The organism is Bacillus yapensis, assembly GCF_005280205.1.
Lineage (GTDB): Bacteria > Bacillota > Bacilli > Bacillales > Cytobacillaceae > Robertmurraya > Robertmurraya yapensis.
In genome coordinates this window covers 1-25,839 of record NZ_SUND01000020.1, presented here as the reverse complement: position 1 = coordinate 25,839, position 25,839 = coordinate 1, and the positions used below count along the sequence as shown (strand labels likewise).

The following is a 25,839-nucleotide window of genomic DNA, read 5'->3' as shown; positions in this document are numbered from 1 at the left end:
GGCGTACATAAAAACCAGACCCCTTTATCATCAGGGATCTGGTCTATCCTCAATCTGTATGCTTTTTATTTCTTCCTTTAACAAATCGATAAGCGACATAGGCCACGTACAGAGGAGCAGCTATATAAATGAGGTACGGAAACTTATCGTACGTTCCACGATAAATTACTACAAGCAAACAGCCAATAAACACGGTAACAATGGTTCCGTATTTCGGTAAAGGCACTTCTTTTAAACTTGGGATTCTTATCCTGCTAATCATGAGAAAACAAAGCGCCGTATAAACGACAGTTGTAATAATATCTGGCAATTCTCCACCGAATAACGTTAATAAAGCCAGGATGCCTCCTGCCGCTGTTATAGGTACCCCAATAAAATAATTCAATGAAGATTTATCAGAGCTAATATTAAAACGTGCTAGACGGTAAGCTCCAAACAATGGAAACAATCCTGCAACAACTAAACCGATAAGTTCAAATTGATAAAAATATGTATAATACACGAGAAAAGACGGAGCTACACCAAAGGAGACAATATCTGCCAACGAATCTAATTCTTTCCCTAATGTGCTATCTGCTTTTAGCATTCTTGCCAGTCGACCATCCATGCTATCAAGCATCATTCCGATTAAAATCAGAATAGCAGCATTGTTATACTCGCCATTTGCGGCAAATCCGATCGATAAAAAGCCACAATATAGATTCCCAAGAGTGAACATATTAGGAATTGATTTAATTATTCTAATTCGCAAAAAAAGACCACTCCTTTCCATTACTTTTGTGGTTCATATAATTCCCAGGCTAGTTTTATTGAATCAGCAATGTAATCGGCCGTTTCTTCAATTTCTAGATGGTCTAAAGGTACTCTTGAATGATGAACAGAATAAATTTCCTGCCTCTTATAAAATAATTCTTCGATTTCTTCTAATGTACGCCCTTGAATCACTGGGCGACTATCAATAATAAGGCTAATACGATCTTTCCATGACTCCCATGATAAGTCTAGGAAAAAGACAAGGCAGTTTTTCAAGCAAACGTCTTTAATCTCTTTCTGTAAAAAGGCTCCTCCACCAAGAGAAATGATATTCAATCTTTGTTTGCATAAACGAATAATCATTTCCTTCTCTTTTTTACGAAAAGTTTCTTCACCTACTGTCTCGAAAATTTTCGTAACAGGCATGCCAAATTCTTTTTCAATTTCTACATCTGTATCATAAAAGTCACGATAGAGCCTTTTCGCGACTCTACTTCCAATGGTTGTCTTACCAACACCCATAAAACCAATAAAGACAATACTCTTTTCTCTAAGAGGGATCTCTCTATCTTCCAATTGATTACACTCCTCACCTAGAGTCGTTTACAACTCATTTTATACCTCTTTGAATGCTAAAACAATACAAAAAAACATCCGCATTTAACGGATGCTTAGTTGATTCTTATATGACAAGTAACAAACTTACAGCCATGACAACCATTCCAGCAATCAATCCATAAATGGAAATATGGGCTTCATCATATTTCTTTGCAGCAGGAAGTAATTCATCGAGTGAAATAAACACCATGATTCCAGCTACACCAGAAAAGATAATTCCAAAAATGATATCGTTCAAGAACGGCATCAAAAGGAAATAGGCGACGATGGCACCAATTGGCTCTGCCAGACCAGATAAGAAAGAGAGTTTAAAAGCTTTTTTCTTGTCACCTGTAGCAAAATAGATTGGTACGGAAACCGCAATTCCCTCTGGAATATTGTGAATCGCGATTGCAATGGCTATCGGTATTCCTAATGCTGGATCCTGCAAAGCTGAAGTAAAGGTAGCAATTCCTTCTGGAAAGTTATGAATCGCAATCGCCAACGCTGTAAATGTACCCATTTTCAGCAAGGCAGAATCTTGGACCGCTTTACTTGAAGCATTCATATCCTCGACTTTTTTAAGTTCATGAGGATTTCCTTGCTTTGGAATAAATTTATCGATTAATGCAATGAGAAGCATCCCACCAAAGAAGCCACCAACCGTCGCCCAATTTCCTAAAGTCTCATCTAAAGCCCCTACTAATGCAACCTTGGCCTTAACAAAAATCTCAATCATCGAGACATAGATCATGACACCCGCCGAAAAACCAAGGGCTAAGGATAGAAATTTGGTGTTAGTGGTTTTTGTAAAAAAAGCTAAGATACTGCCTATCCCTGTGGCTAGACCAGCCATCAACGTAAGCCCAAATGCTAGCAATAGATTATCAGCCATGTTTTTTCTCCTCCATTTGTGACTTTTTCAGTGTACATTTTTTATAATCCGAAAGACCTACTGTCAATCTTTCGAAAATTTATCAAACTCCCCGATTAACACTCAAACTATGGATATACTTAAAAAAGTTTACTATAGTAAACATTTTAACTCATAGGAAACTTGACTGACAACATAAAAGTATAAACTTACGGATATTTTAAGTTACCTCCTTAAAAAACATGCGAAAAAGAGTTGTTTTACGACAACAACCCTTTTTATGATAATAACGTTATGCCTTTATTTCATTGTTTTTTCCTTTATTCTTCTTATTAAAATACTTGAAAAATATAAAACCGAGAATAATGATCAATTCTAGTATCATCCCAAGTGTTGGCCACGTAAAAAACGAATACTCAATTGATGCAATATTGTTCTTAAAGAAGTGATTCGTCAGTCCAAGCAGGATACCTAATGGAATGATACTAAAATCCGAATCCTTCCCCCTTATAACATTTAATAATTTCTGAATACCAAACAAAAGTAAGGCAAGTTTACAAAGCATCGTTGGAAGCCATACAACAACTATAATAAGGTCTAACCTATCAAGAAAATCGGTTAAATTGATTTGTTGAATTAATGCGAAGTTCGGATAAGTTGCTTCGGATGCTACCGCTACTCCCAGTACAGTAATGTTCAAGAGCATTAAGATCAAAAGTACTACTAAGCCACAAGTAAGGCCTAAAATACTTGCTTTTCTTAATTGGTTAAAAGGTTCAATAAAAATAAGCAAAAAAATAAATATGACAACTTCAGCTATCCAAGAAAAATAAATATACACAGACTTTATCAATTCAGAGAAAAAATTAATACCACCAATAGGTTGAAGATACGCTAACTCTATCTCATTTAACAAAAGAAATGGCAGAGCCACGATGATGATGGAGATTGTTAAGAAATGAATAACCGTTATTCTCGCAATAACTTCAATCCCCGTAAGACTAATATATGTTAGCGATAAAATACTTAAGAAAGCGATGACATCAATCGGTGTTTTAGGTAACAAAACTGCGTCGATAAATCCATTTAACACTTGCAAGTCTCTTATAAAAATGGACAACATAAAAAATAGAAAAACTGTTAAGAAAACCTTTGTGTACCATGATTTATTCTCCGAATTGAAAACCCCTTTAATCTTCTTAATCCTGTCAGTTTGACTGCTTAGAAAATACACAATCCCATAAATAAAAAGAAAAGTAACAATAACAACTATCCACGAATTTTGTTTGGAAATCTCTATGATTAATTGGGGAATCAAGACTAGTGTACCTGTAAAAATGAAATTTCCGATGATACATGCATACTGTAATACTGATATTTGCTGTTTCATACCTTAATCACATTCTTTGTCAAATCACCGAGTGATTGGTTTAGAACTTTCATTAATATATAGAGCGGTACATCAAATGCCACCATAATCGATATTCCAATCGCTATGAAGGTTAGAAATAATACCCCGTTTCTTTCTTTTTTGTCCTTTTTAAGCTCTTTCCAATTCTTAAGGTAAAAAAGCATTAGAATAGTAACCACAATTAGAGGTGTAAGCATCACGTTGCCTCCCTTATCTTGATGCCCTTATTATTTATTACTGCAATCTCAGCCTCTACATTTACCGCAACTTTAATATCAGGAAGGAGTTCTCTCCAATTTTTTGATAAATTTTCTTCCCAAAGCTTGTTGTCATGACGATAAACCAACCATCCTAATCCATATGGGTCCACTCCTACAGATTTTGCATGATTGATAATCCCTGCTACTTGTTTCTTTATTTCTTCTTCAATTTTTCTCGTCGCTAAACTGTATATATCTGGATCTTCAAGATTTAAGTCTGGTTCATTCTGTAGCAGATTACAATCTACAAATAGGCTAATTGTAAATTCTGGAAGTTTGTTATTTATCTTATAACTCGGTTTTAGCTTGTAATCTTCGACAATCAGATTTAATTCCGATTCTTTTCTAACCGAAACCGTTAACTTTTTTTCATACATTCTTTTTAAGAGCCAAGATATTCCGAGTGCTTCTTGGTCATTTGTCATAAACTGGAGCACATCATCCTTTAGAATGGCCGCACCATCTATTTGCAATTCTATTTTCTCATCCTGACCGTTATTTTGAGTCGTTACAGTCCGAACTACTGGAATAATCGGATCCTTTCCAGGTAAATGCAATTGATTAATAATTTCTCTTGTATTCATTTTCAATGCTGTTTTCGTTAATTCCCTGACAGCTTCTGCAGGGATTTGTTCAAAATGAGGTGATGACGTTAAGATATCCATGGCATTCCCTTTTGCAACTAACATAAAAGTGGATAGTCGGGATTCTGGATGTTCTAAAATTAAGTCTAGAGAACGTTCCATTCCTTCAGATGCAAGCTTTTCTCCAAGAATAATCACCCGTCGGTGAGCAAAATATAATTCCCTAGACATACGTCTTTGCATATCATCATTCGCCTCGCGAACATTTCTCCCAATTCCTGAATCTACATAGTAAGGCTTATTGCCGCTTGTTCCTCCACCGCCTCCACTAGGACCACCCATTGCACTCGGGAGAGGGACCTGAATGGAAACTTGAAACAAATTATCTTCTAATTTATCGATTCCTGTAGAAGTAATAAAGGCCAAGTCATTCACTTCAGTACGGTCCCAACAACCGGTTAATGTCAGTGCAATGACAAAAACGAAAAGGATATGTTGGATTTTTTTCATTTGGAGCTCTCCTTAATGAAAAAACTATTTCTGCTGAACACTGCTAGGCTTTAAATTATCTACTTGTCTATTTAGGTTTTCTTCTATTGTCTGAGTTGGACGTTTGTCCATTGCCCACCAAGGATAACGCACAAAAATATCTTTTAATTCCCGCCATTTTAAAGGAGCGATCGGTGAAAAATAAGGAACGCCAAAAGAACGTAGTTTACACAAATGTGTAACGATGATTAATCCACCAATGGAAATACCAAACAATCCAAACATCCCAGCTAAGAACATCATTGGAAAACGTAAGATCCGAATTGAAATCGCCATATTAAACTTTGGGATCGTAAATGAAGCAATTCCCGTTAAAGAAACAACGATTACCATTGGTGCTGAAACAATTCCTGCTTCTACAGCAGCTTGTCCAATTACAAGAGCCCCCAAAATACTAACAGCCTGACCTACGATTTTTGGAAGCCTAAGTCCAGCTTCTCGAAGTGCCTCAAAGGCTATTTCCATAATCATGGCCTCAATAAAAGCAGGAAAAGGAATCGACTCTCTGCTTGCGGCAATGCTGTATAGCAAGTTAGTTGGAATCATTTCTTGATGATAGGTCGTAACTGCTATATAAATTGCCGGTAGTAAAAGTGCTAGAAATACCATAATGATCCTCAAAAATCTTATAAAAAATGAAATATGATAACGATGGTAATAATCCTCATTAGCCTGTAAAAATTGCCAAAAGGTAGCAGGAACAATAAGTGCGAACGGACTACCGTTTATCAGTATGACCACTCTTCCTTCTAAAAGATTTCCGGCTACTGTATCAGGTCTTTCTGTATTTTGGATTTGAGGAAACAGGCTACTTGGGGAATCTTCAATAAATTCTTCAATATAACCACTCTCTAAAATGGCATCTATCTTTATTCGTTCAAGACGGTCCTCGATTTCTTTAACCAACTCAGGTGATGCTAGATGCTCTAAATACATCATTCCTACAATCGTTCTTGAGACAGTCCCGATTTCTTTTGTAATCAATTTGAGATGATTCGATCTTAATTTCTGTCTGATAAGAGCAATATTAACCGCTATATTTTCAACAAATCCTTCTTTCGGTCCACGGACTGCTGTTTCGGTTTCTGGTTCAGCAACCGCTCTTCTTTCTCCACCTTTCGCATTAAGTACAAGGGCTTTTTCTAGACCATCGACAATTAACACAGTGTTTCCATCTAAAACATTTTTCACAATATCATCAAGTTTTTCTATTTCGATCACATCACTAATCGAAACAATTCTTTGTTCAATATATTCTGAAGTAAGTTGTGCATGTACTGTTTCAGATAGGAGTTCGTGGATCGCATTAAATTGAATACTTTGATTGTCAACTAAACCGTCTACAAAAAGAATAAATGCCTTGATATTCTCTAATTTAATCTCTCGAAATTTAACATCTGAACATTTTTCAAATGAAGACTTCAAACGCTTAATATTTTCTTGAATATTAGGGACGATAGGCTCCTCGATCGGGGCTTGTATCACAATTTCCTGAATAAGCTTCTTCGGCTTAATGAATCTCTTCAAAAAGCTAGCCCCCTTTTTCATAAATTTCATAGCAAATATCATACTTAATATTCCCTACGTTTACATTTATATGAAAATCATTGTTAATTATAGGAAATCATAGACTTTATATGATGGAGATTACTGTTTATTAATGAAAGGAGGGCTTAGCAAAAAAGCTTCCTAATGCAATATATATTTTTGCACCTTCTGGGGAAATTAAAGATGAGCAATTGCTTTGTGATTGCTCAGAAAATGCTGAGCGACCTAGTAATTGCTCAATCCATGCTAGGGAGTGGTGTATCATGGCAAGAAACAAACTTTTGGTTCCTGGTTCTGAAAATGTTCTTAACCAAATGAAGGAAGAAATCGCCAACGAGTTTGGAGTGCAGCTTGGTGCAGATACGACCGCGCGTGCGAATGGCTCAGTTGGGGGAGAAATGACAAAACGGCTCGTCCGACTTGGTCAGCAACAATTGCAAAATAAACAATAACGAAAAAAAGGAGGCCCGATTGGGTCTCCTCAAATTAAAACAGGCTATATTCCTTAATTAGAATTTATTTCTGTTAGCTTCCCTTCTTCTCTTTTCTTCTTCAAGTCAAAATAGGCGTCTAGTGAATCTCTACTAATTTTCAGGTTTGTAGAAGGGTATCCACTACTTTTAGAGTACGCATATGGTACAATGACAGCTATTGCGACCTCTGGATTATTATAAGGGGCGTAACCCACAAAGCTAAGATTGATAACAGAAGGTGGTGCATCATAGTTTTTTCGCTCGGGCCCATCATAAAAAGCCTGTGCTGTCCCTGTTTTTCCAGCTGGTTTGTAATCAATTGTCATATTCGTAAAAGCACTACTTGCTGTACCTGATGTCACGACTTCTCGAAACCCTTTCTGCACGGTTTCCATCCACCCTGGCTCCAAATCTAGACGATTTAAAATTTCCGGTTGTATTTCTTCGAACACTGGTCCTAATTTTTCATTCTCCATAATTGGTTCACGAATTTCTTTAATTAAATGAGCTTGAATTCGGTTCCCACCATTGGCAATTGTCGATACATATTGGGCTAGCTGCATTGGCGTATACGTATCATATTGTCCAATAGATAGATCGAGTAAAAACCCTGGTAAGGTTGATTGTCCCTTAAATCCGATTTGCTCATTTGGTAAATCAATGCCTGTCCTTGTTCCTAATCCAAATTGGCTGAATGAATCTCTAAAATTTTCGAACGCATCAGGCTTAAAATTTAATGGTTGATCATATTCATACCTATCCCCACCGATTCGAATCGCCGTCTCAAACATGTAGACGTTCGATGATAAGCGAAGCGCGCTGACTGGATTCAACGTACCTAGACTGTTACTATAGGAACCCTTTAAATCTGTACCCCTAATTTTTAATGGACGATCAACGAAATAGGTGTTTGGTGTGATTGCCCCTGTTTGAAATCCTGTTAAAATCGTCGCACCTTTTACAGAGGAACCCACATTATAAGAAGTATTAATCGTCCCTGCTGCAAAATCTCGCATTTCCATTTGTCCTGTCTTTTCGTTTCGTGCATATTGCTTTCCAGCCATCGTCAAAACTTCCCCAGTACGCGGATCCATAAGCACAGCAAAGGCCCGATCTAAAAAGCCTGTATTAGGGATCTTTTTAGCATCTAGCAAATGTTTTTCGATAATTTCCTCGACTGCAATCTGAAGTTCCATGTCAATCGTTAAAACGAGATCCTTGCCTCTTTGGCCTTCTGAGAGAACTTCAGTGCTCACAATATTCCCTGCTTTATCGGTGACATTTTTCTCTTTCGCTTTTTGTCCATGAAGAACATCCTCATACTGTGCTTCCAAATAACTTGTTCCCACTCGGTCATTGCGGTTGTAATCTCTGGCCAAATAATAATCAAGCTTTTCTTTCGGTATCCCTTCATTCGTATCCGTTACGTTTCCAAGAATGGTTTGAAGTGTATTCCCAAAGGCATATTTCCTGTCCCAATCGGTGGTCGTATCAACACCAGGCAAGTATTGAAGATTTTCACTGACAGCTGCAAATTCCTCATCAGTAACTCCTTCATTTTTAACAATTTGCGGAGTCAGCGCATACCCACTATTAAAAGCTATATAAATAGCTAATATCTCTAAATCTTGAGCCGTTAATTCTTGAAGCTCCGTTTCTGTTATTCGTTCAAGCGTTAATTTATATACTTCTTTATCTAATTCTTTTTTCTCAAGCTTTTTATCAAGCTTATCCCTTTCTTCTTTAGGAACTTTTTCCTTGGCGCGATCAGGATTTTCCCTAATCCAATAATCCTTCATATCTCGTTCTTGAACTTTGTTAGGTGTGAGCTCAATCAATTGTGCAAGCTTTTCTGCCACTTCCAGCATTTCCTTTTGATCCGCCCCATAATTGGTATATGTAATGGCATTTTTAGGTGTATTGTCTACGATGATTTCAGCATTTCTGTCAAACATTCTTCCACGGGGAACCGAATGACTAATAATGATGTCCTCGGTTTTTTCAATCTCCCTTTTATAATCCTCCCCGTGCACGATTTGTACAATCCCTAATCTTAAGACAAGTAAGGAAAACATGAGGAATACTGCAAAAAATATAATGTTCACACGAAAAGGCACATGCGTTTTCTTCTTTTTCTTATCTCGATGCACGCTTCTTCTCCCCCTTTAAAACGAAATGCTCTATTACTATTAGACCATATTTTTCTGGAAAAAGTTTCTTATTTACTTAAAAAATATGAAAATTCTTAATTTCATACTATAATATTTTTCATAAAGCTATAAAGGGGTTCTAACATGGATTTACAATTTTATCCTTTAGGAGATCAAGCCGTTATTTTGGAGTTTGGGAATATCATTAATCCTACGATCCACAAACAAATTCAAGTTGTTTCAAACTACATAGAAGAAAACCCGCCAGATTGGATGATTGAATTCACCACTGCTTTCACGACGATTACTGTCTTTTACAATCCTGAAGTACTTTTTTACAAAGAGGTTTGTCAGGAACTGTCTCACTTACTTAAAAACATTAAATGGGACGAACCTAATGAGTATAGAATGATTGAAATTCCGGTTTGTTATGGTGGAGACTTCGGACCAGATCTTATCGAAGTAGCAAAGACAAATGGTTTAACTACCGATGAGGTCATCGATATTCATGCCAAAGGTGAATATATTGTCTATATGATTGGTTTTGCCCCTGGATTTCCATATTTAGGCGGGATGTCCGAAAAAATCGCAACACCTAGAAAAGCAACACCAAGGCTTAAAATCCCTGCTCGGTCAGTTGGCATTGCCGGTACGCAAACCGGGGTTTATCCAATTGAAACACCAGGTGGGTGGCAATTAATCGGTAAGACTCCGCTAGAACTTTTTCTACCAAATCAAGAAGTACCAAGTCTATTAAGAGCTGGAGACAGGGTCCACTTTACTCCAATTAGCCTGGATCAATATATGGAAATGGAGCAAACGCGTTCATGATAACGATTAAAAAGCCTGGCCTTCTTTCAACGATTCAAGATTTAGGCAGATATGGATATCAAAAGTATGGGGTAGTCGTTAGTGGTGTAATGGATTCTTTTTCTTTTCGCATTGCCAATCTATTAGTTGGTAACGAAGAAAATACGCCAGCCATTGAAATGACAATAGTAGGTCCCTCCATTCAGTTTCATCAAGACAGTCTGATTGCGATATGTGGCGGAGATTTATCCCCATCGATTGATGGCCAGACTATCTCAATGTGGCGTCCTATTTTTGTAAAAAAAGATAGTACACTTCAATTTGGGGAGTCTATAAATGGCGCTCGTGCTTATTTAGCTGTGGCCGGCGGAATTGTCGTTCCATATGTAATGGGGAGTGCCTCCACTTATGTGAGAGGGAAATTGGGAGGGCTACTAGGACGGGCTTTACAGTCAGGCGATCAGGTTGAAATTGGAAATTTAACTGAGCTTTCTAAAAAGGTCATGGACCACTTACATACAAACGGACCAGCAAAATGGTTCGTGCCCTTTTATAAACCGATAAATCCCATTATTCGTATGTTAAAAGGTCACGAGTTTGATTTATTTACAGATGCTAGTAAAAATCTATTAATTAATGAGACTTTTACAATAACTAAAGAAGCAGACAGAATGGGGTATCGTTTAAGCGGACCAAAGCTAATGCAAAAGGAACAAAAGGACATGCTTTCTGCGGCTGTATCCCTTGGGACTATACAGATTACACCAGATGGTTCCCCCATTATCCTTCTTGCAGACCGGCAAACGACAGGAGGTTACCCGAAGATAGCTCAAGTTATTTCCGTAGATTTACCGCTGCTTGCGCAAATGAAGCCTATGGACCAAGTGCGTTTTCAAATGGTTACACTAGAAGAAGCACAACACCTTTTTAGAAAAAACGAAACTTACCTGACCGACATTAAACGAGCTATTAAACTCAAATATAGATAGGAGTAATTCATATGCCTGTTATTGATTTAAATTGTGATATGGGAGAGAGTTTTGGCCGCTACACACTTGGATACGATAATGAATTAATGAACTACGCTACAAGTATCAATATTGCCTGTGGATTCCATGCTGGAGATCCTCATACAATGAGGAAAACCGTACAGCTTGCTCTCGAAAAAAATATCGCGATTGGAGCACACCCCGGTCTACCTGATTTAAATGGATTTGGAAGAAGAGAAATGAGCATCACTCCTCAGGAAGCTTATGAACTTGTAATCTATCAAATTGGTGCTCTCAACGCTTTTGTCCAATCTGAAGGCGGTGTGATGCAGCATGTGAAGCCTCACGGAGCTCTTTACAACATGGCCGCTAAAAACGCTGAGTTATCTGAAGCGATTGCAGAGGCTGTTTATAAAGTAAATCCTACGCTCATTTTATTTGGCTTAGCTGGGAGTGAGCTCATTAAGGCGGGGAAACGACTTGGACTTCGCACCGCCAACGAAGCTTTTGCGGATAGGACTTATCAAAGTGACGGCACTTTAACTCCTAGAAGTAGAAAGGATTCTCTTATTCATGACGATGAAACTGCTTTGAAGCAAGTCACTCGAATGATTATCGAAGGCAAAATAGAATCAGTTGATGGAGAAGCAATTCCCATAAAAGCAGATACCATTTGTCTTCATGGCGATGGAGCACATGCTGTTCAGTTTGCCAAAACGATTTCAGAAGGATTAAGCAAGGCTGGGATTACAATTACTCATTTTTAAGGAATTGGGTCGCTTACACACGAATCCAAATAGTTGAATATACTATCACAACTCGATTTATGGAGCTGTGATGTCCATGAAATTGCCAAAGCTTTTAGCAGGACCTATTATTCGTAGGGTTGAGCCTATGAAAGTATATGTTTGGGTAGCGATGAGTGAACTATACGATATTAGAGCGGAAATGTTTGAGGTACAGAACTTTGAGAGTCATTACCAATATAGACCTTTACATGTGAAAACAGAAATAAAGCAGATTCGGTTGGGTAAACGTCTATTCTGTTATCTAATTGAGATTAGTAGCCCTTTCCCCATTGAAAGCCTAATAGGATATAATCTTCATTTTTCCAATTCAAATGAAAAATTCGATTTTAAGAGTCTTGGGTTACTAGATAAAGATAATCAGAACTCTATCGTATACACACCATTAAAGTATCCAACTCTTTTAATCAGGACGAAAAATGAAAAGATATTATTTGGATCATGTCGAAAACCCCATGGAAAAGGCGAAGATGCCCTTGCGGCTGGAGATTTGAAACTAAAGGAATCTTATTTTGATACGAGCGAACGGCCAGGTGCATTATTTTTAGTTGGCGACCAAATTTATGCCGATGATGTGGCTGACCCAATTTTCCCTTTTATTATTGATTTAGCACAGGAACTGATTGGATATGAAGAGGATTTGACTTTGCTTGACAGTCGCTTAGCGGAACCATGTTTTCAGAAAGCCTTAAAACAGGTTCATAGCAGGCAATATATTATAGAAAATTTTTGTCATTTTACCTCAAGGAAGGCACATAATCATCTCATTACATTCGGCGAGTTCGTAGCTATGTATTTATTAAGCCTAAATCCTGAATTATGGACTTTGGCCAATGAAAAGCATAGTTTGACCTTTGAGGAATTAACCATAAAAAAGGATAAAATAAATTATGAGGAGCAATTAGAAAATCTTCAACAATTCCAACAAACCCTTCCGCAGATTCGTAGATTATTAGCGAATATTCCAACCTATATGATGTTTGATGATCATGATGTGACTGATGATTGGAATTTATCTTTTGAGTGGAAGAAGAATGTCGAAAATTCCGCGTTAGGGCAGCATGTTATCGCAAATGGCTTAGCTTCTTGTTGGGCTTTTCAGTGCTGGGGAAATGCTCCCGAACAATTTGACAACGAATTTATGCAGAACATGCAATCCTATATGAAATCTTATCAAATTCATTCGACTTCGTATGATTCCTGGCAAAAACAGCTACTCAATTTCAAGAATTGGTCCTTTGTTGCACCTACACATCCGAAAGCATTGTTTCTAGATACGCGTACAATGCGCTCATTTGAACCTACGTCTAAACCTACTCCAACTGGAAAGCTAATAAAAGAAATAGCCTCGGGTCCCCAATTAATTAGCCAAGAAGGATGGGAAATCGTTTCCTCACAGTTAGAGGACAGTGGTTGGAAAAGCGACTCCCCTCTTATCCTAGTTTCACCTGCCCCATTTTATGGAATCCGTTTGATTGAAACCTTTTTATATCAATATATCTCTCCTTTAAAGCTATTAAATATCCCAGTACAAACAGCATTTGATTTGGAATTTTGGATATTTAACGGAAAAGGGTACCATGACTTTCATGAGCAAATCTCCAAGTGGAATCCTAAGAATTGCGTCATACTCTCAGGCGATGCACATATGGCTTCAGCTGTCGAAACAGTGGTTTCTTTCCAAAATGGACAAAAACGGAAAATCCAGCAATTCACTTGTAGTCCCATGAAAAATGACAGCTATTCCTTATTAACCAATTTCTTTCTACAAGGAGTTCTAAGATTAAACACGTTTTTAAACGGTGAAAAGGAACTTCATCGTTTCTGCAATTCTAACTTTAGCCTTTCTTTTGAAAACGGAGATTCTAACAGTGAGCAAAATAGTTTATGGAAGGAATTGATTCATTACTTATCTCTACCAAATGACTCGATTGTGGAAACAAAAAATAATTTGGGTTTACTCATAATGGAACACAATGAAGTCAACATGCAGCTTCTCCAGCTTAAGGACTCACAAGTCTATGATTCCAGCTTTAAATAGTTTTCTATTGTTAGAAAAAACAGAGAGATTTATTCCCTCTGTTTTTTTGATCATTGTATCGGGTTCTCTCGTAATACACTTATTCCCGCACTTGCCCTTCTCCATATATAAAATACTTACTTGAGGTTAAGGCTTCTAACCCCATAGGGCCTCTTGCATGAAGCTTCTGAGTACTAATACCAATCTCCGCTCCGTAACCAAACTCAAATCCATCTGTGAATCGAGTGGAAGCATTATGATATACAGCAGCTGCATCGACCTTCATCATAAACAACTTTGCATTTGACACCTCTTCAGTAACAATTGCTTCCGAGTGATTCGTTCCATAAGTGTTAATATGGTCGATAGCCTCCTCAACATCTTGAACCACTTTCACACTAACTTTTAGGGCTAAATATTCTGTTGCCCAGTCCTCTTCAGTAGCCTGCTTTGCTGCTCCGAACGTCTGGACAACCTGTTCATCTCCATAAATCTCAACACCACGATTAGTCAGGGCTTGCAGTAGCTCAGTTCCAAACTGAGGAAACCATTTTTCATGAATTAATACTGTCTCGATTGCATTACAAACCGACGGACGCTGTGTTTTCCCATTTACCACAATTCTTTCTGCCATTTCGTACTGGGCTGTTTCATCTATAAAAACGTGACAGTTGCCTGCACCAGTTTCTAGTACCGGAACGGTTGAATCTCGCACAACTGTATCGATGAGATTTTTCCCACCCCTTGGAATCAAAACATCTAAATATTCATTTAGTGTAAACAGTTCTTTTGCTGTTTCTCGGCTCGTATCTTCAATCAGCTGTACAGAATCAAGTGGTAGTGACGTCTTAGCAAGGGCTTTATGAATTGTTTGTACGAGTGCTCTATTTGAATAGTAAGCAGATGAACTTCCTCGCAAAATTACTGCATTGCCGGTTTTCAGAGATAAAGTAGCGGCATCCACTGTGACATTTGGGCGCGCTTCATAGATCATCCCGACCACACCAATTGGTACGCGATTTTTTTTAATGAGCAATCCGTTCTCCTTCTGGATTGTTTCAAGGTTGTCACCAATCGGATCCTTTAGCTCTATTAAAAGCTTAATCGCTTTTGACATATCTTCTATTCTCTTCTCATTCAGCATAATTCGGTCGAGAACCCCATCCGATAAGCCTCGCTCTTTTCCAGCCTGTAAATCCTTTGCATTTTCTTCGATAATCAGTGACTTTTCCGCAAGCAATCCTTCTGCAATTTCCAATAAAGCCTGGTTCTTCTCTTCTGTCGTGACACCAACAAACCTTAAGCTCGCAGCCTTTGCCTTCTGTCCCTTTAACAGCACTTCACTCATTTCAATCTCTCCCCTCAAATAATTGAACCCATTGATCTCGGTGAATGACTTCATTTGATGAATAGACTTTTTCTGTTTCAAGCTCGGGCTTTCTTTTTCCCATCAGCTTGCGAATTTCCTCTGAAGAATAGAGAACTTCACCTTTGCCGAGCAATCCATTTCTACCGTACACTTCCACTACATTTCCTTTATCAAATACGCCGTCAACACCATATATCCCTGCTGGTAACAAGCTACTTCCTTTTGACAAAATAGCATTTTCAGCACCGTTATCGATAAAAATTTTCCCCGCTACTGGCGAATGGAGGGATATCCATTGTTTGTTGTTCTTTACAGTAGTTAACAACCTACTCCCGATATAAGTCCCGTCACCATTCCCTTCCAAAATTCGAAGTAGCTTATCTTCCCCTTTACCTAGCCCGATAAAGACTTTTACCCCTAGAGAATTCGCCGTTTGCGCAGCGATCAGCTTTGATTTCATACCTCCAGTGCCCACATTTGAGCCGGTACCTTTAGCAAATCCAAGCATTTGATCTGTTATCTGCTCTAAAAAATCAAAACGCCTAGCATCAGGGTTATCTCGAGGATTGCGATCGTACAAACCATTAATATCGGTCAAAATGATTAATTGATCTGCATGGATCATTCCACTTACAAGTGCAGACAACATATCATTGTCTCCGAAGGTAAGCTCCTCAACAGAAACCGTATCATTTTCATTGATTATTGGCAGAATCCCTCTTGCCAATAACTCTGAAAGCGTAGAATAGGCATTTCGATAGCGCTCTTTTTTAGAAAAATCATTTCTCGTTAAAAGAATTTGCGCAGGAAGGATCCCAAATGGACTTAGCTCTTTCATATATGACTGAATTAATAAGCTTTGGCCTACTGCAGCTGCAGCTTGTTTACCCTTTAATGTCACAGGACGACTTGGATAACCAAGCTTTGAAAAGCCAGCAGCTACTGCACCTGAAGAGACAAGAATGAGTTCATGTCCGGCCTGTCTTGCCGCTGCAATTGCTTCGATATGATCCATAAATTTCGCTTTATCAATCTCGCCCTTCGAATTCGTTAAAGAGCTACTACCAATTTTGACAACTATGCGCTTTTTATCCATGACCATTGATTCCTCCAAAAGAGTATGTAATGAGTTCCCGATAAATAAAAAAACCCTTCTCATCCCTAAAAATAAGGACGAAAAGGGTTAATCTCTCCGTGGTACCACCTTGCTTGAATGTCGCAACATTCCACTTAACTCATAACGCTGAGTACGCGCCTATGTTTGCATAAGACTCTGAAGGTAGGTTCGGCCGGCTTCTTGTGATGGAATCTTTCAGCTCGTAAATTCCACTCTCTAACACTTCCACCATTGCGTACTAGTCCTTCATTCACGTTCAATTTTTATATATTATGCAGAGTATCGATGTGTAATGTCAAGAACAATGTTCTTAATTTCTAAATGGCCTTCGCCATATAAAGACTTGAATCCCCGCAAGGACCAATAAATACACCCATAACCCCCACTGTACCTGTAAAGAAAAATAGTGAATTGCGAAGAAGACGCCTATTAAAAGGACAAATGGCAGAATCTTTAATCCGGACTCCTTCTGCGCATCTTCAAACGACTCAGAAAAGGGTAATGACTTTATAAGCACTTTTGCACAAATATAGGCATATAAAATCGAACTCAGTAACACAATGAACAGGTCAGGTATAATTCTGAAACCAAAAATAAATAGAAAAATCATGCTAACCAACAAGAATATGGGTAAGTAAAGATTCACTAGAAATGCCTTAAGCGTCCCACTATAAAGCGAGCTCCAACTTTTTATTGGTGCTGTTTTATAAATCCATGCACCTTTATATTTTCCAGAGAATCTAAACATGATGACTGCCGTTGGAATGATAATAGTACAAAAATAAATCGATAAATACCATTTACTTGAACTGATTTCTGCATAACTGTTAAAAGTCAGCTGATTGACGATAAAAACAAATGGAAAAACTAAAGAGAATCCTAGACTAGGATAAACCTTCAATCGAAACTCCCGTTCATTTTTCATCATTAGTTCAGCAAACCGGTAAAATGCCTTTTCCTCTTTACTAAAACAAAATAGATTCATCAACCATGATTTCCATCTTGGAGCTTTCTTCCCTTCTCTCCCGCTATGATCAGATAATTTTTTCAGATACTTTTCAAAGGCGGGCATCATTTTTATATAAAGAGTGAATGAGATAATTGGGACAATCAAGGCTAGCAAAGATAAAGCAATATAAAGGAGAGAAGTTGTGATTTAACAATAGCTCAAAAGGTGCAGCATACCAGATCGGTGGAATCAGAAATTGCCACCAGCTCGGTACAAAAACGATATCAAGATTAAGGATGTCAAACGATCGCGCGACGAATTGATAACCAATAGCTAAGGCGATTGTTAAACCTATTTGAACATAATTGATAATGTCCTTTAATTTTTCCCCATCAAAAAACTTCAAAATGACAAAATAGATAAGTGCCGTTAGAACAACAATCAGCAGATCAATGAAGATGATTTCGATTAAAAATAAGAACGTAAAAAGAATTCCATGCTTAATTAATCCAGCAATAATACTAGGAAGCGTGAGTGCACCGGATAGAAAAAAGAGGTAGATACACACGTGAATGGTCTTAGCCATGCTGATCGTCTTTCGTTCGACAGGTTTGGTAGCGAGCACGGTTTTATCACGGATGTCCAAAAGAACGGATGAGAAATCAGAAATCATCGATGTCATAATAAGAAACATCACAATTCCAAAGATAATGCTTGTTTGAAAAAGATAGCTTTCTCCTAGAATCATAAATGGAATTAATAATGCACCATATAGAACGTACATCCATAAGCCTTTAATAAAATAATTCTGGTCCTTTTCCTTCTTTTTTCCGGTTTGATTAAAAATCGTCGGAACTCTTCTTTGATCCATTAATAATTTGACTTGAAGTATTCGCCTCATCACACCATAATCTATCCCCAGTTTCACAAATAAGAACTTGAACATATCGAGGAACTTTAATGTTTGAAAATCCTTCATATTAAATCACCTTGAATGACACTCACAAATTGCTCTGCGATTTCCTTATGTTCATTAAAGCCTGTAAGCTGATTAAAAATCTCCTCCAACGTACCCTCTTTGTTCTGTTTCTTGAGCTCTTCAAAGCTTCCATCGGCGACAATTTTTCCTCCGTTGAGCAAAATAATACGACTACTGATTTTTTCAACGACGTCCATTATATGAGATGAATAAAACACCGTTTTTCCATTTGCAGCAAGCTGAGAAAGGATCTCTTTAAAAACCATTACACTATTGGCATCTAGCCCATTAATCGGTTCATCAAAAAAGAGTAAATCAGGATTATGTAGCAAACTAGAAATAATGAGCACTTTTTGTCTCATGCCCTTTGAAAAAGAAGAAATACGCGTATGAAAAAGACCACTTAAGCCAAACAAATCCATTAATTTCTCTGCCTTTTGTTCCACAACTTCACTTTCAAGACCGTAAAGCTCTCCAACAAAGGTTAAATATTCATAGGCTGTTAGATTGTCATACATTTCAGCTACTTCTGGTACATAACCTATCTTCCGCTTATATTCGGTGTTTCCTTGTATCCTTTTTCCGAAAATCTCGATGTCCCCTCGATAGCTTTCCTCTAAACCTAGTAAAATCTTCACAGTCGTACTTTTACCAGCACCGTTCGGCCCGATGTAACCAATGATTTGGCCCTTTGAGACTTCTAAATTAATCCCATCCAATACTTGTTTTTTCCCGTAGTTTTTCTGTAAATCTTTAATAGATAAGACAACTTCATTTCCGATAGGAATCACCTTCTATTTTTCTTTCATTCTACCATATTTTTTCCAATTAAAAACACCTATGGATATTTTTACCCATAGGTGTTATTTCATTTTTTAAAAGGATTCTTCCATTCCATCAGAACAGCATAGTTATGCGATTCTTCATCATCTAAATAGTTTTCAACAATTGTCAAAGGCGTTCTCCCGCATCTTAACAGGAAGGTAATGACCGGATCCTTAATCTCACCTTTTACCACTTCATTCACATATTGCTCAGCACGCAAACTCTCTGCAAATTTATGGTATCCAGGCATTCTCCCTCCACCGAGCAGACGGTCGAGACTTTTTTGAATAACGAGATGATACATCGCCTGCATCATGAGTTTCCCTAACCCTAGCTTTCGATATTTCGGACGGACACTAATATCGACTATATAAAGCGTATTTCCATCCGGTTGATGGTTTCGAATATAGCCGCTATCGGTCACTTCCTCCCAAGTATGCTGTGGATGGTTTGGGTCAAAATGAACTAATAACCCCGTTAAAGATCCAGCTAACTCCCCTTCGATTTCCATACAGAGTGCACCCTCTGGAAAAAGGGTCGTATGATTCGTTAACTGTTCTTTATTCCACCACAATTCTGACGGAAAAGGTGGCGGAAAACATTCTGCTTGAATTTGAATGAGTTCATCAAAGTCGTTCGTATTATAGTTGCGAATAACCGCTGACAGTGGCTTTCCGTCATCAAATACATAAAACTCACTTTGATACGCCATTGACTTCATCCTTTTCCCAGTCTACATAAAGGTCTGTACGACGATCACGCCAAGTCGTTACAGCACCTCTTTCTCGAACCTCATACAATAATTCTAAATCTAAATCAGCTGTAACAATCATGTCGTTATTCAATTCACCTTCGACCATAATCCCTTTTGGTGGGAAGGGAATATCATTTGGTGTGAGTACAGCAGCTTGCCCAAAATTAGCCCGCATAAAATCAACGGTCGGCAATGCCCCAACTGTACCAGTCAGCACCACATAGACTTGATTTTCAATCGTTCTTGCATGACTTGTATAACGGACACGGTGGAAGCCATGACGATCATCGGTACACGAAGGACAGAAGATTACATCTGCTCCTTTTGCCTTTGCCATACGAACAATCTCAGGGAACTCAATGTCGTAGCAAGTAAGGATCGCAATTCTTCCTTTATCCGTATCAAACACATTTAAAGCATCCCCGGCTGACATATTCCATTCTTCTACTTCTGTTGGCGTAATATGGAGCTTTGCTTGCTCAGCCACTCTGCCATCTGGATAGAACAAATGAGCCACATTGTAGAGTTTTCCATTTCGTTCGAGTACATGGGTTCCCCCGATGATGTGGATATTGTTTGATTGAGCAAGTTCAACGAAAAGCTCTCGATACTGCTCAGTAAATCCTGGTAAATCATTAATAGTTAAAGGGGCACCATTTTCATCCCCAATGGAAAGTAACTGTGTTGTAAAAAATTCTGGAAATAAAACAAATTCTGCACCAAACTCCTGAGCTGTTTTCACATAATGGATACATTGATTCGCAAATTCATCAAAGGACCCAATCGTATGGAGATGGTATTGGACAGCTGAAACACGAAGCTTCATTAGGTATTCCCCTTTCAAATTTATTAACTTTGTTGATATTGAACGCTATGAAGATTAGCAAAAATGCCACCACGGCGAATCAATTCGTCATGACCACCTTCTTCAGCAATTCCTTCTTCCGTTACAACGACAATGCGATCTGCATTACGAATAGTTGCTAATCGGTGTGCAATAATCAATGTCGTTCTATTTTTAGCAAGTTCATTAAGTGCCTTTTGAATAATAAGTTCTGTTTCTGTATCTAAAGCTGATGTTGCTTCATCAAGAATTAGAATTGGAGGGTTTTTCAAGAACATACGCGCAATCGCTAGTCTTTGTTTTTGACCACCAGAGAGCTTCAAACCACGTTCCCCAATTTCTGTTTCATAGCCATCAGGTAAAGACTGGATAAAATCTTCTAAATGGGCACGACGTGCTGCCTCAACAATTTCCTCGTCCGTTGCATCAAGTTTTCCGTAAGCGATATTCTCTTTAACAGTACCGGTAAAAAGGAAGACATCCTGTTGCACGATTCCGATATTACGGCGAAGTGATTCCTTCGTCATTTCTCGGATATCAATCCCGTCGATTTTGATGCTCCCTTCATTAACATCATAAAAGCGTGGAATAAGGGAACAAATCGTTGTTTTTCCAGCTCCAGAAGGACCAACAAAGGCGATAGTTTTTCCAGCTTCGATAGATAAATTTACTCCATCCAGTACCTTTTTATTATGGTCATAAGCGAAGCCAACATTCTCTAGAACGATATCTCCTCTTAATGCTCCCACTTCAATAGCATCTTCTTGATCTTGAACCTCAGGAACTGAATCAATTAGTTCAGTAAATCGCTTAAAACCAGCCATTCCTTTTGGATATAACTCCATAAGGGCACTAATTTTATCAATTGGTTTAAAGAGTACATTCACGTAAAGCACAAAACCAACTAGCTCTCCATAGGAAAGAATACCCTTGAAGCTTAGCCATGCACCATAGACAAGTACAACCAAAATAAAAAGACGAGTCATCATGTACATTCCTGATGATGTATAGGACATAATTTTATAAGCTGCGAGCTTCGCAAGACGAAATCTTTGATTGTTCGTTGTGAATCTAGAAATCTCATATTTCTCGTTTGTAAAAGACTGAACAACACGAACACCAGATACTGAATCTTCTACTCGCGCATTTATGTCAGCAATTACACCGTACATTCTTTTCCATGCTTTGTTCATATGAAGATTGCAGTAGGTAATTAACCAAATAAGAAATGGAACAACAAGGAACGTAACCAGTGCTAATTGAACGTTGACCGTAAGCATGATCCAAAATGCCCCTACGAAGGTCATAACAGCGATAAAAGCATCTTCTGGGCCATGGTGGGCTAATTCCCCAATATCAAACAAGTCATTTGTGACTCGGCTCATGATATGACCTGTTTTTGTATTATCAAAAAATCGGAATGATTGCTTTTGTACATGCTGGAACAATTGCTGGCGCATATCGGTCTCAATATTGATTCCGAGCTTATGGCCCCAGTAGTTCACGATATATTGTAAAAACATACTAAGTAAATACATCGCTAGCAGTGCAATACTGACCGAGACGATCATCGACCAATTTTCATCTGGCAATAGGTCGTCAATAAACCATTGGACAGCTAATGGAAAAGCAAGTTCCAACAGAGCAACAACGATCGCACTACTAAAATCAAGGGTAAATAATTTTTTATGCGGTTTATAATAAGAAAAAAAACGGCGAATCATATAAGTAGTCCTCTCTCATGTCAGTTTTTAGGGTTACGAATTAAAATCTACTAACCTATATAATAAACGAAGAAGAAAGTAAAAGTAAATGAAGGAGTATCAAGGAATCTTCAAATAATCATACCTTACTACCATCCAATTGTTGGTAAAACACTTATTATTTATTAGAAATTTCTGATATAATGAAGATGAGGTGATTTCAATGATATGGTTATTTATTATTTTTGCTGGGGTCATTGCTTTGGCTTCGCTAATTGACCGAAAGAATAAAAGAATTCATCACAATTCGAATGATCCAGCGCTTCATTCGTTTACTAACCTTAGTGAGAGTCAAAATTTCACGATGGAGAGCCATAGCCATTTTGATGGAGGTGGAGGAAGTTCTGATAGTGGTGGTAGTAGTGGCTGTGATTGAAGAGAGAAAAATTGAGCTTGGCCATTATGCCAAGCTCTTTGTATTTAGTTAGTTTAAGCTCAAAAAAACGCCCAAATCACGAAATGATTTGAGCGTCAATATTATTAGTTTAGAGTAAGCTCTTCTTTCATCTGATAATCATCAAGTGAATGAGAAGAGATTTTTGAATTTGATAAAGCATATAGAGTATCACCGATATAGACGAGGCGTTGAATTTCATTCTCCCATTCTTCAAATGGCTCGTTGCCTTTCATATGAGAGATTTTTGACTTTATCTTAAAACCTTCCTCGCTATCTACACTAAGCACATACGCCCCTTGAAACTCAAACTTTTGTTCAAAATCGCTGCCTTCAACCTCTTGATAAATATTAATTGGGAAAGCAAAGAGATTTTTTGCTTTATCAAACAATAAAGCTTTATGGTCATAATTTAGAGGTGAATACGTCCCCCTCCCACCAATGATTTCCGTAAACTTCTCCTTCGGGTTATTCATATCCGATACATCAAATAGAGATAGCTTGACGCCACCTGTTAGAATAAGTGGCTCTTTTGAATCCTTCGTAGTCACCGATTTTGTGTCATAACCAAAGCCAATCAGATGATTCTCATCATACGGATGAAGGTAGTTGCTGAATCCTGGAATTTTCAATTCACCTAATACCTTAGGAGATTCTGGCTCAGTTGTATCGATGACAAATAACGGATCTGTTTCCTTAAAGGTAACAATGTATACACGATCACCCATAAAGCGTGCGGAATAAATTCGTTCTCCTCGAGCTAGATCCTCAATCGAACTAACTTGCTTGAGATTTTCGTCAAAGATTAGCAAATTATTGGAGGAAGGACTTTCTTCATTCCATGATTGCCCTTCTGTTGTGGCAACACGAAAATACCCGTTATGCTCATCCATTGAAAATTGATTAAGAATGCTCCCTTCCAACTCAGTGGAACTATTAAATTCTACTTTAAGTTCATCAATACCGAACTTATAAATCGTTGTATTTTCGCTATCTTGTACTGGTCCATCAATTAAGGTTCTTATTCCCCAATCTCGTACTGCTAAATATAAATTTTCTGTGGACATATACATTTGATCGCCGCTTCCTAAATAGGTTGTAACAGTAGCTTTTTTATCAGGTTTTTCAAGATCAAATGCTGAAATCAGTGTATAATTCGGTTCCTTTGAATCAGGGAAGTATTGAATTTCGTCATAATCAACGACCAAATCTTCTTCACTAATCTTACTATCTGAATAACGTGGTCTTAAATCTATTTGGTCATTTTCTTGCAAAATCCAATATTGTGGGTATTGATTCGTTACTAAATAGACAATACTGTCAATTTTTCTTGCAGAAACCATATATCCATCTAAAGTGAGCGTTCTTTCTTCCTTTGGATTACTTGGGTCTGCAATATTATAAACAATCGCTTTGGTTTTATCATTGACTGGTGCAATCATTTTCTTTATCGCACCATCGTCGTTACTATTCATGTCCTCAAAACTATTACCAATCACTAACAGTTTATCCTCATGCAAAAAAAGTTGAGAAGGTGTAAAGTTTTTTGGAAATGAGAGAGAATCTAACTTTCTCATTTCAGCTCCATTATTGGTTTCAATAATATTAACCTTGTTATCCGTGATCTGATAAATATGGGTACCGTTTGTTTTCACAATATCCGTTTCATCGACCCCTTGTACTTGGATATTCGTTTCAGACACATCCTGTGAAGCTTGTTTCTCTATAGCCCCAGCAGCACTATCTGCTGATTCATTAGACGATTCTGCCGTCTCTAATCTTAGGCCAAATTTAGTTTGACTTTCAGCCTCTGCTTCCATAATACTTGCAAAATATTGATCGAGCTTATCCTTAGAACCAATGACTGGTAAGGATTCCTGAACAACAAACCGGATCGTTTGGTCTGACCCCATCCCTCTGCCAAAAACAGATTTAACTTCATCTCCGACATGCAGTGTATAGAATCTAGCCTTTAAGTCGTATCCATTCTCTGGAGGAATAATTCTTAATGTGCTTTTATCTTTGCTTAAGGAAATTTCGGTGTTTATTTTCTCCCCTTTATCATTTGTCACATACACCGTGTTAGCATTGACTGTTTTTTCATCTATTTTTTCAGAAAAAGACAGTGTCCATGTTTTGTTATTAAGGACGACAGTGGATTCATCTTCTACGTTCCACCCATTTACCAGTTTCAATTGAGTCATGTAAAAGTAACTAACAACAATCAAGACCACAACAACAAACAAAGACAAACTTAACCATTTAATTTTCATTTCAACCCTCCTTGATATCAAAGCGCTTTATTTTCTTTGACTTTGTTTTCTTATATAAAGTTACATTTTTGTTACAAAAATAATTTTCAACTTAATCTACCTTGAATTTGAGGTATTGTCAGTCCTATTTTAAAATGGAGGTAGACTAAAGGGAGGAGTGAGAGAATGTCAAAATCAGAAAAGTTGCTATCACATTTTTTATCACACCGAGAGGTTACGAATGAGCTTGTGCGCAAAATTCAGGAAAGTCAATACGACTTCAGACCAACAGAAACGTCAATGCGAACTAAAACATTAGTGAAACATATGCTACATTCCTTTTATGCCTTTGCAACTATAGCAAAAACTGGAGATCCCACATATTTAGCGAAGAAACCTGTGGACCAGGAAACAAACCTAACTGACTTAGTAGAGAAATACACAGCCTTAACAGTAGAAACTATTCAATCCATTACAGATGATGAATTACGACGTGAAATCGATTTAACTAAACAAATGGGTATAAAATTAAATTCAAAGCAATTATTGCAAATGGCTATTGACCATGAAATCAATCATAAGGGAAACTTATTTGTATACTTACGTTTAATGGGACATACTGACCTTCCTTTATTTGTGAAAAGATAAAGTAAGTATCCGCCCGTAAAACGGGCGGTTTTAATTTCGCCCTATAAGGGCATTTTACCAACGAAGCCCCTAAAGGGGCCCCTTAATTGACCGTCAACCGTTTACTCTCCTACTTATCTTT

General features: G+C 37.8%; 24 protein-coding genes. 7 read left to right on the top strand and 17 right to left on the bottom strand.

Annotated elements, in window-relative coordinates:
* Positions 1 to 49: 49 nt before the first annotated feature.
* The 7 genes from pssA to FAR12_RS19705 all read right to left on the bottom strand — a co-directional run bounded on the left by pssA (position 50) and on the right by FAR12_RS19705 (position 6,555).
* On the bottom strand, positions 50 to 745 hold the full coding sequence (gene pssA, locus FAR12_RS19735) for a CDP-diacylglycerol--serine O-phosphatidyltransferase (RefSeq protein WP_126410559.1): 696 nt from the start codon (positions 743 to 745) through the stop codon (positions 50 to 52).
* Between the two features lie 26 nt (positions 746 to 771).
* Positions 772 to 1,275 (bottom strand): shikimate kinase, encoded by a 504-nt coding sequence (locus FAR12_RS19730; protein WP_425456205.1) that lies wholly within the window; start codon positions 1,273 to 1,275, stop codon positions 772 to 774.
* Between the two features lie 160 nt (positions 1,276 to 1,435).
* Positions 1,436 to 2,245, bottom strand: a complete 810-nt coding sequence (gene zupT / locus FAR12_RS19725) for a zinc transporter ZupT (protein WP_126410489.1) — start codon at positions 2,243 to 2,245, stop codon at positions 1,436 to 1,438.
* A 271-nt stretch (positions 2,246 to 2,516) separates the two neighbouring features.
* Positions 2,517 to 3,614, bottom strand: a complete 1,098-nt coding sequence (locus FAR12_RS19720) for a GerAB/ArcD/ProY family transporter (RefSeq protein ID WP_126410488.1) — start codon at positions 3,612 to 3,614, stop codon at positions 2,517 to 2,519.
* Positions 3,611 to 3,832, bottom strand: a complete 222-nt coding sequence (locus tag FAR12_RS19715) for a hypothetical protein (RefSeq protein WP_126410487.1) — start codon at positions 3,830 to 3,832, stop codon at positions 3,611 to 3,613. Before FAR12_RS19715 ends, FAR12_RS19720 begins: the two co-directional genes overlap by 4 nt.
* The gene (locus FAR12_RS19710; RefSeq protein ID WP_126410486.1) at positions 3,832 to 4,989 is read right to left on the bottom strand and encodes a Ger(x)C family spore germination protein; all 1,158 of its coding nucleotides are present in this window, start codon (positions 4,987 to 4,989) and stop codon (positions 3,832 to 3,834) included. The genes FAR12_RS19715 and FAR12_RS19710 overlap by 1 nt, the downstream gene beginning before the upstream one ends.
* Before the next feature lie 24 nt (positions 4,990 to 5,013).
* Positions 5,014 to 6,555 (bottom strand): spore germination protein, encoded by a 1,542-nt coding sequence (locus tag FAR12_RS19705; RefSeq protein WP_246010456.1) that lies wholly within the window; start codon positions 6,553 to 6,555, stop codon positions 5,014 to 5,016.
* Positions 6,556 to 6,839: 284 nt separating this feature from the next.
* Between FAR12_RS19705 and FAR12_RS19700 the strand changes: the two genes are divergently transcribed.
* On the top strand, positions 6,840 to 7,028 hold the full coding sequence (locus FAR12_RS19700) for an alpha/beta-type small acid-soluble spore protein (RefSeq protein WP_126410485.1): 189 nt from the start codon (positions 6,840 to 6,842) through the stop codon (positions 7,026 to 7,028).
* A 53-nt stretch (positions 7,029 to 7,081) separates the two neighbouring features.
* On the opposite strand, the gene FAR12_RS19695 is transcribed toward FAR12_RS19700, so the two are convergent.
* Positions 7,082 to 9,199 (bottom strand): peptidoglycan D,D-transpeptidase FtsI family protein, encoded by a 2,118-nt coding sequence (locus tag FAR12_RS19695; protein WP_246010455.1) that lies wholly within the window; start codon positions 9,197 to 9,199, stop codon positions 7,082 to 7,084.
* A 144-nt stretch (positions 9,200 to 9,343) separates the two neighbouring features.
* Between FAR12_RS19695 and pxpB the strand changes: the two genes are divergently transcribed.
* The 4 genes from pxpB (at position 9,344) to FAR12_RS19675 (ending at position 13,845) form a co-directional block, all read left to right on the top strand.
* Complete coding sequence (gene pxpB, locus FAR12_RS19690) at positions 9,344 to 10,030, top strand: 5-oxoprolinase subunit PxpB (protein WP_126410484.1); 687 nt, start codon at positions 9,344 to 9,346, stop codon at positions 10,028 to 10,030.
* Positions 10,027 to 10,998: a 5-oxoprolinase subunit C family protein gene (locus tag FAR12_RS19685; protein ID WP_126410483.1), complete on the top strand. Its 972-nt coding sequence runs from the start codon at positions 10,027 to 10,029 to the stop codon at positions 10,996 to 10,998. Before pxpB ends, FAR12_RS19685 begins: the two co-directional genes overlap by 4 nt.
* A gap of 11 nt (positions 10,999 to 11,009) precedes the next feature.
* Positions 11,010 to 11,765 carry a LamB/YcsF family protein gene (locus FAR12_RS19680; RefSeq protein ID WP_126410482.1) on the top strand — a complete coding sequence of 252 codons (756 nt, stop codon included), beginning with the start codon at positions 11,010 to 11,012 and terminating at the stop codon, positions 11,763 to 11,765.
* A 76-nt stretch (positions 11,766 to 11,841) separates the two neighbouring features.
* Positions 11,842 to 13,845, top strand: a complete 2,004-nt coding sequence (locus FAR12_RS19675) for a metallophosphoesterase family protein (protein ID WP_126410481.1) — start codon at positions 11,842 to 11,844, stop codon at positions 13,843 to 13,845.
* Between the two features lie 79 nt (positions 13,846 to 13,924).
* Here the strand turns inward: FAR12_RS19675 and FAR12_RS19670 are convergent, their stop codons facing one another.
* The 8 genes from FAR12_RS19670 to FAR12_RS19640 form a co-directional block, all read right to left on the bottom strand.
* Entirely contained in the window at positions 13,925 to 15,172 is a 1,248-nt protein-coding gene (locus tag FAR12_RS19670) for a glutamate-5-semialdehyde dehydrogenase (protein WP_126410480.1), read from the bottom strand.
* 1 nt (position 15,173) lies between these two features.
* Positions 15,174 to 16,289, bottom strand: coding sequence for a glutamate 5-kinase (proB, locus tag FAR12_RS19665; RefSeq protein ID WP_126410479.1), 1,116 nt, complete (start codon positions 16,287 to 16,289; stop codon positions 15,174 to 15,176).
* A 331-nt stretch (positions 16,290 to 16,620) separates the two neighbouring features.
* Positions 16,621 to 17,295, bottom strand: coding sequence for a hypothetical protein (locus FAR12_RS23875; protein ID WP_246010454.1), 675 nt, complete (start codon positions 17,293 to 17,295; stop codon positions 16,621 to 16,623).
* Positions 17,296 to 17,368: 73 nt separating this feature from the next.
* Positions 17,369 to 18,238, bottom strand: a complete 870-nt coding sequence (locus FAR12_RS23870) for a hypothetical protein (RefSeq protein ID WP_246010453.1) — start codon at positions 18,236 to 18,238, stop codon at positions 17,369 to 17,371.
* A complete protein-coding gene (locus FAR12_RS19655) occupies positions 18,235 to 19,020 on the bottom strand; it encodes an ABC transporter ATP-binding protein (RefSeq protein ID WP_170972266.1) in 786 nt (261 codons plus the stop codon). Before FAR12_RS19655 ends, FAR12_RS23870 begins: the two co-directional genes overlap by 4 nt.
* A gap of 86 nt (positions 19,021 to 19,106) precedes the next feature.
* Positions 19,107 to 19,775, bottom strand: a complete 669-nt coding sequence (locus tag FAR12_RS19650; protein WP_126410478.1) for a GNAT family N-acetyltransferase — start codon at positions 19,773 to 19,775, stop codon at positions 19,107 to 19,109.
* Complete coding sequence (locus FAR12_RS19645) at positions 19,759 to 20,643, bottom strand: carbon-nitrogen hydrolase family protein (RefSeq protein WP_126410477.1); 885 nt, start codon at positions 20,641 to 20,643, stop codon at positions 19,759 to 19,761. The genes FAR12_RS19650 and FAR12_RS19645 overlap by 17 nt, the downstream gene beginning before the upstream one ends.
* A gap of 23 nt (positions 20,644 to 20,666) precedes the next feature.
* A complete protein-coding gene (locus FAR12_RS19640) occupies positions 20,667 to 22,385 on the bottom strand; it encodes an ABC transporter ATP-binding protein (protein WP_126410476.1) in 1,719 nt (572 codons plus the stop codon).
* Positions 22,386 to 22,587: 202 nt separating this feature from the next.
* On the opposite strand from FAR12_RS19640, the gene FAR12_RS19635 reads away from it, so the two are divergent.
* Complete coding sequence (locus FAR12_RS19635) at positions 22,588 to 22,800, top strand: hypothetical protein (protein ID WP_126410475.1); 213 nt, start codon at positions 22,588 to 22,590, stop codon at positions 22,798 to 22,800.
* Between the two features lie 104 nt (positions 22,801 to 22,904).
* Here the strand turns inward: FAR12_RS19635 and FAR12_RS19630 are convergent, their stop codons facing one another.
* Positions 22,905 to 25,091: a beta-propeller domain-containing protein gene (locus FAR12_RS19630; RefSeq protein WP_246010452.1), complete on the bottom strand. Its 2,187-nt coding sequence runs from the start codon at positions 25,089 to 25,091 to the stop codon at positions 22,905 to 22,907.
* 165 nt (positions 25,092 to 25,256) lie between these two features.
* Here FAR12_RS19630 and FAR12_RS19625 point away from each other — a divergent pair, with 165 nt between their 5' ends.
* Positions 25,257 to 25,718, top strand: coding sequence for a DinB family protein (locus tag FAR12_RS19625; RefSeq protein ID WP_126410474.1), 462 nt, complete (start codon positions 25,257 to 25,259; stop codon positions 25,716 to 25,718).
* Positions 25,719 to 25,839 lie beyond the last annotated feature (121 nt).

Excerpts from the sequence above, each read along its gene's own strand:
- FAR12_RS19730 (WP_425456205.1), bottom strand. The coding sequence starts at position 1,275 with ATGGGTGTTGGTAAGACAACCATTGGAAGTAGAGTCGCGAAAAGGCTC.
- zupT (WP_126410489.1), bottom strand. The coding sequence starts at position 2,245 with ATGGCTGATAATCTATTGCTAGCATTTGGGCTTACGTTGATGGCTGGT.
- FAR12_RS19720 (WP_126410488.1), bottom strand. The coding sequence starts at position 3,614 with ATGAAACAGCAAATATCAGTATTACAGTATGCATGTATCATCGGAAAT.
- FAR12_RS19715 (WP_126410487.1), bottom strand. The coding sequence starts at position 3,832 with ATGCTTACACCTCTAATTGTGGTTACTATTCTAATGCTTTTTTACCTT.
- FAR12_RS19710 (WP_126410486.1), bottom strand. The coding sequence starts at position 4,989 with ATGAAAAAAATCCAACATATCCTTTTCGTTTTTGTCATTGCACTGACA.
- FAR12_RS19700 (WP_126410485.1), top strand. The coding sequence starts at position 6,840 with ATGGCAAGAAACAAACTTTTGGTTCCTGGTTCTGAAAATGTTCTTAAC.
- pxpB (WP_126410484.1), top strand. The coding sequence starts at position 9,344 with ATGGATTTACAATTTTATCCTTTAGGAGATCAAGCCGTTATTTTGGAG.
- FAR12_RS19685 (WP_126410483.1), top strand. The coding sequence starts at position 10,027 with ATGATAACGATTAAAAAGCCTGGCCTTCTTTCAACGATTCAAGATTTA.
- FAR12_RS19680 (WP_126410482.1), top strand. The coding sequence starts at position 11,010 with ATGCCTGTTATTGATTTAAATTGTGATATGGGAGAGAGTTTTGGCCGC.
- FAR12_RS19675 (WP_126410481.1), top strand. The coding sequence starts at position 11,842 with ATGAAATTGCCAAAGCTTTTAGCAGGACCTATTATTCGTAGGGTTGAG.
- FAR12_RS19670 (WP_126410480.1), bottom strand. The coding sequence starts at position 15,172 with ATGAGTGAAGTGCTGTTAAAGGGACAGAAGGCAAAGGCTGCGAGCTTA.
- proB (WP_126410479.1), bottom strand. The coding sequence starts at position 16,289 with ATGGATAAAAAGCGCATAGTTGTCAAAATTGGTAGTAGCTCTTTAACG.
- FAR12_RS23875 (WP_246010454.1), bottom strand. The coding sequence starts at position 17,295 with ATGAATCTATTTTGTTTTAGTAAAGAGGAAAAGGCATTTTACCGGTTT.
- FAR12_RS23870 (WP_246010453.1), bottom strand. The coding sequence starts at position 18,238 with ATGAAGGATTTTCAAACATTAAAGTTCCTCGATATGTTCAAGTTCTTA.
- FAR12_RS19650 (WP_126410478.1), bottom strand. The coding sequence starts at position 19,775 with ATGGCGTATCAAAGTGAGTTTTATGTATTTGATGACGGAAAGCCACTG.
- FAR12_RS19645 (WP_126410477.1), bottom strand. The coding sequence starts at position 20,643 with ATGAAGCTTCGTGTTTCAGCTGTCCAATACCATCTCCATACGATTGGG.
- FAR12_RS19640 (WP_126410476.1), bottom strand. The coding sequence starts at position 22,385 with ATGATTCGCCGTTTTTTTTCTTATTATAAACCGCATAAAAAATTATTT.
- FAR12_RS19635 (WP_126410475.1), top strand. The coding sequence starts at position 22,588 with ATGATATGGTTATTTATTATTTTTGCTGGGGTCATTGCTTTGGCTTCG.
- FAR12_RS19630 (WP_246010452.1), bottom strand. The coding sequence starts at position 25,091 with ATGAAAATTAAATGGTTAAGTTTGTCTTTGTTTGTTGTTGTGGTCTTG.
- FAR12_RS19625 (WP_126410474.1), top strand. The coding sequence starts at position 25,257 with ATGTCAAAATCAGAAAAGTTGCTATCACATTTTTTATCACACCGAGAG.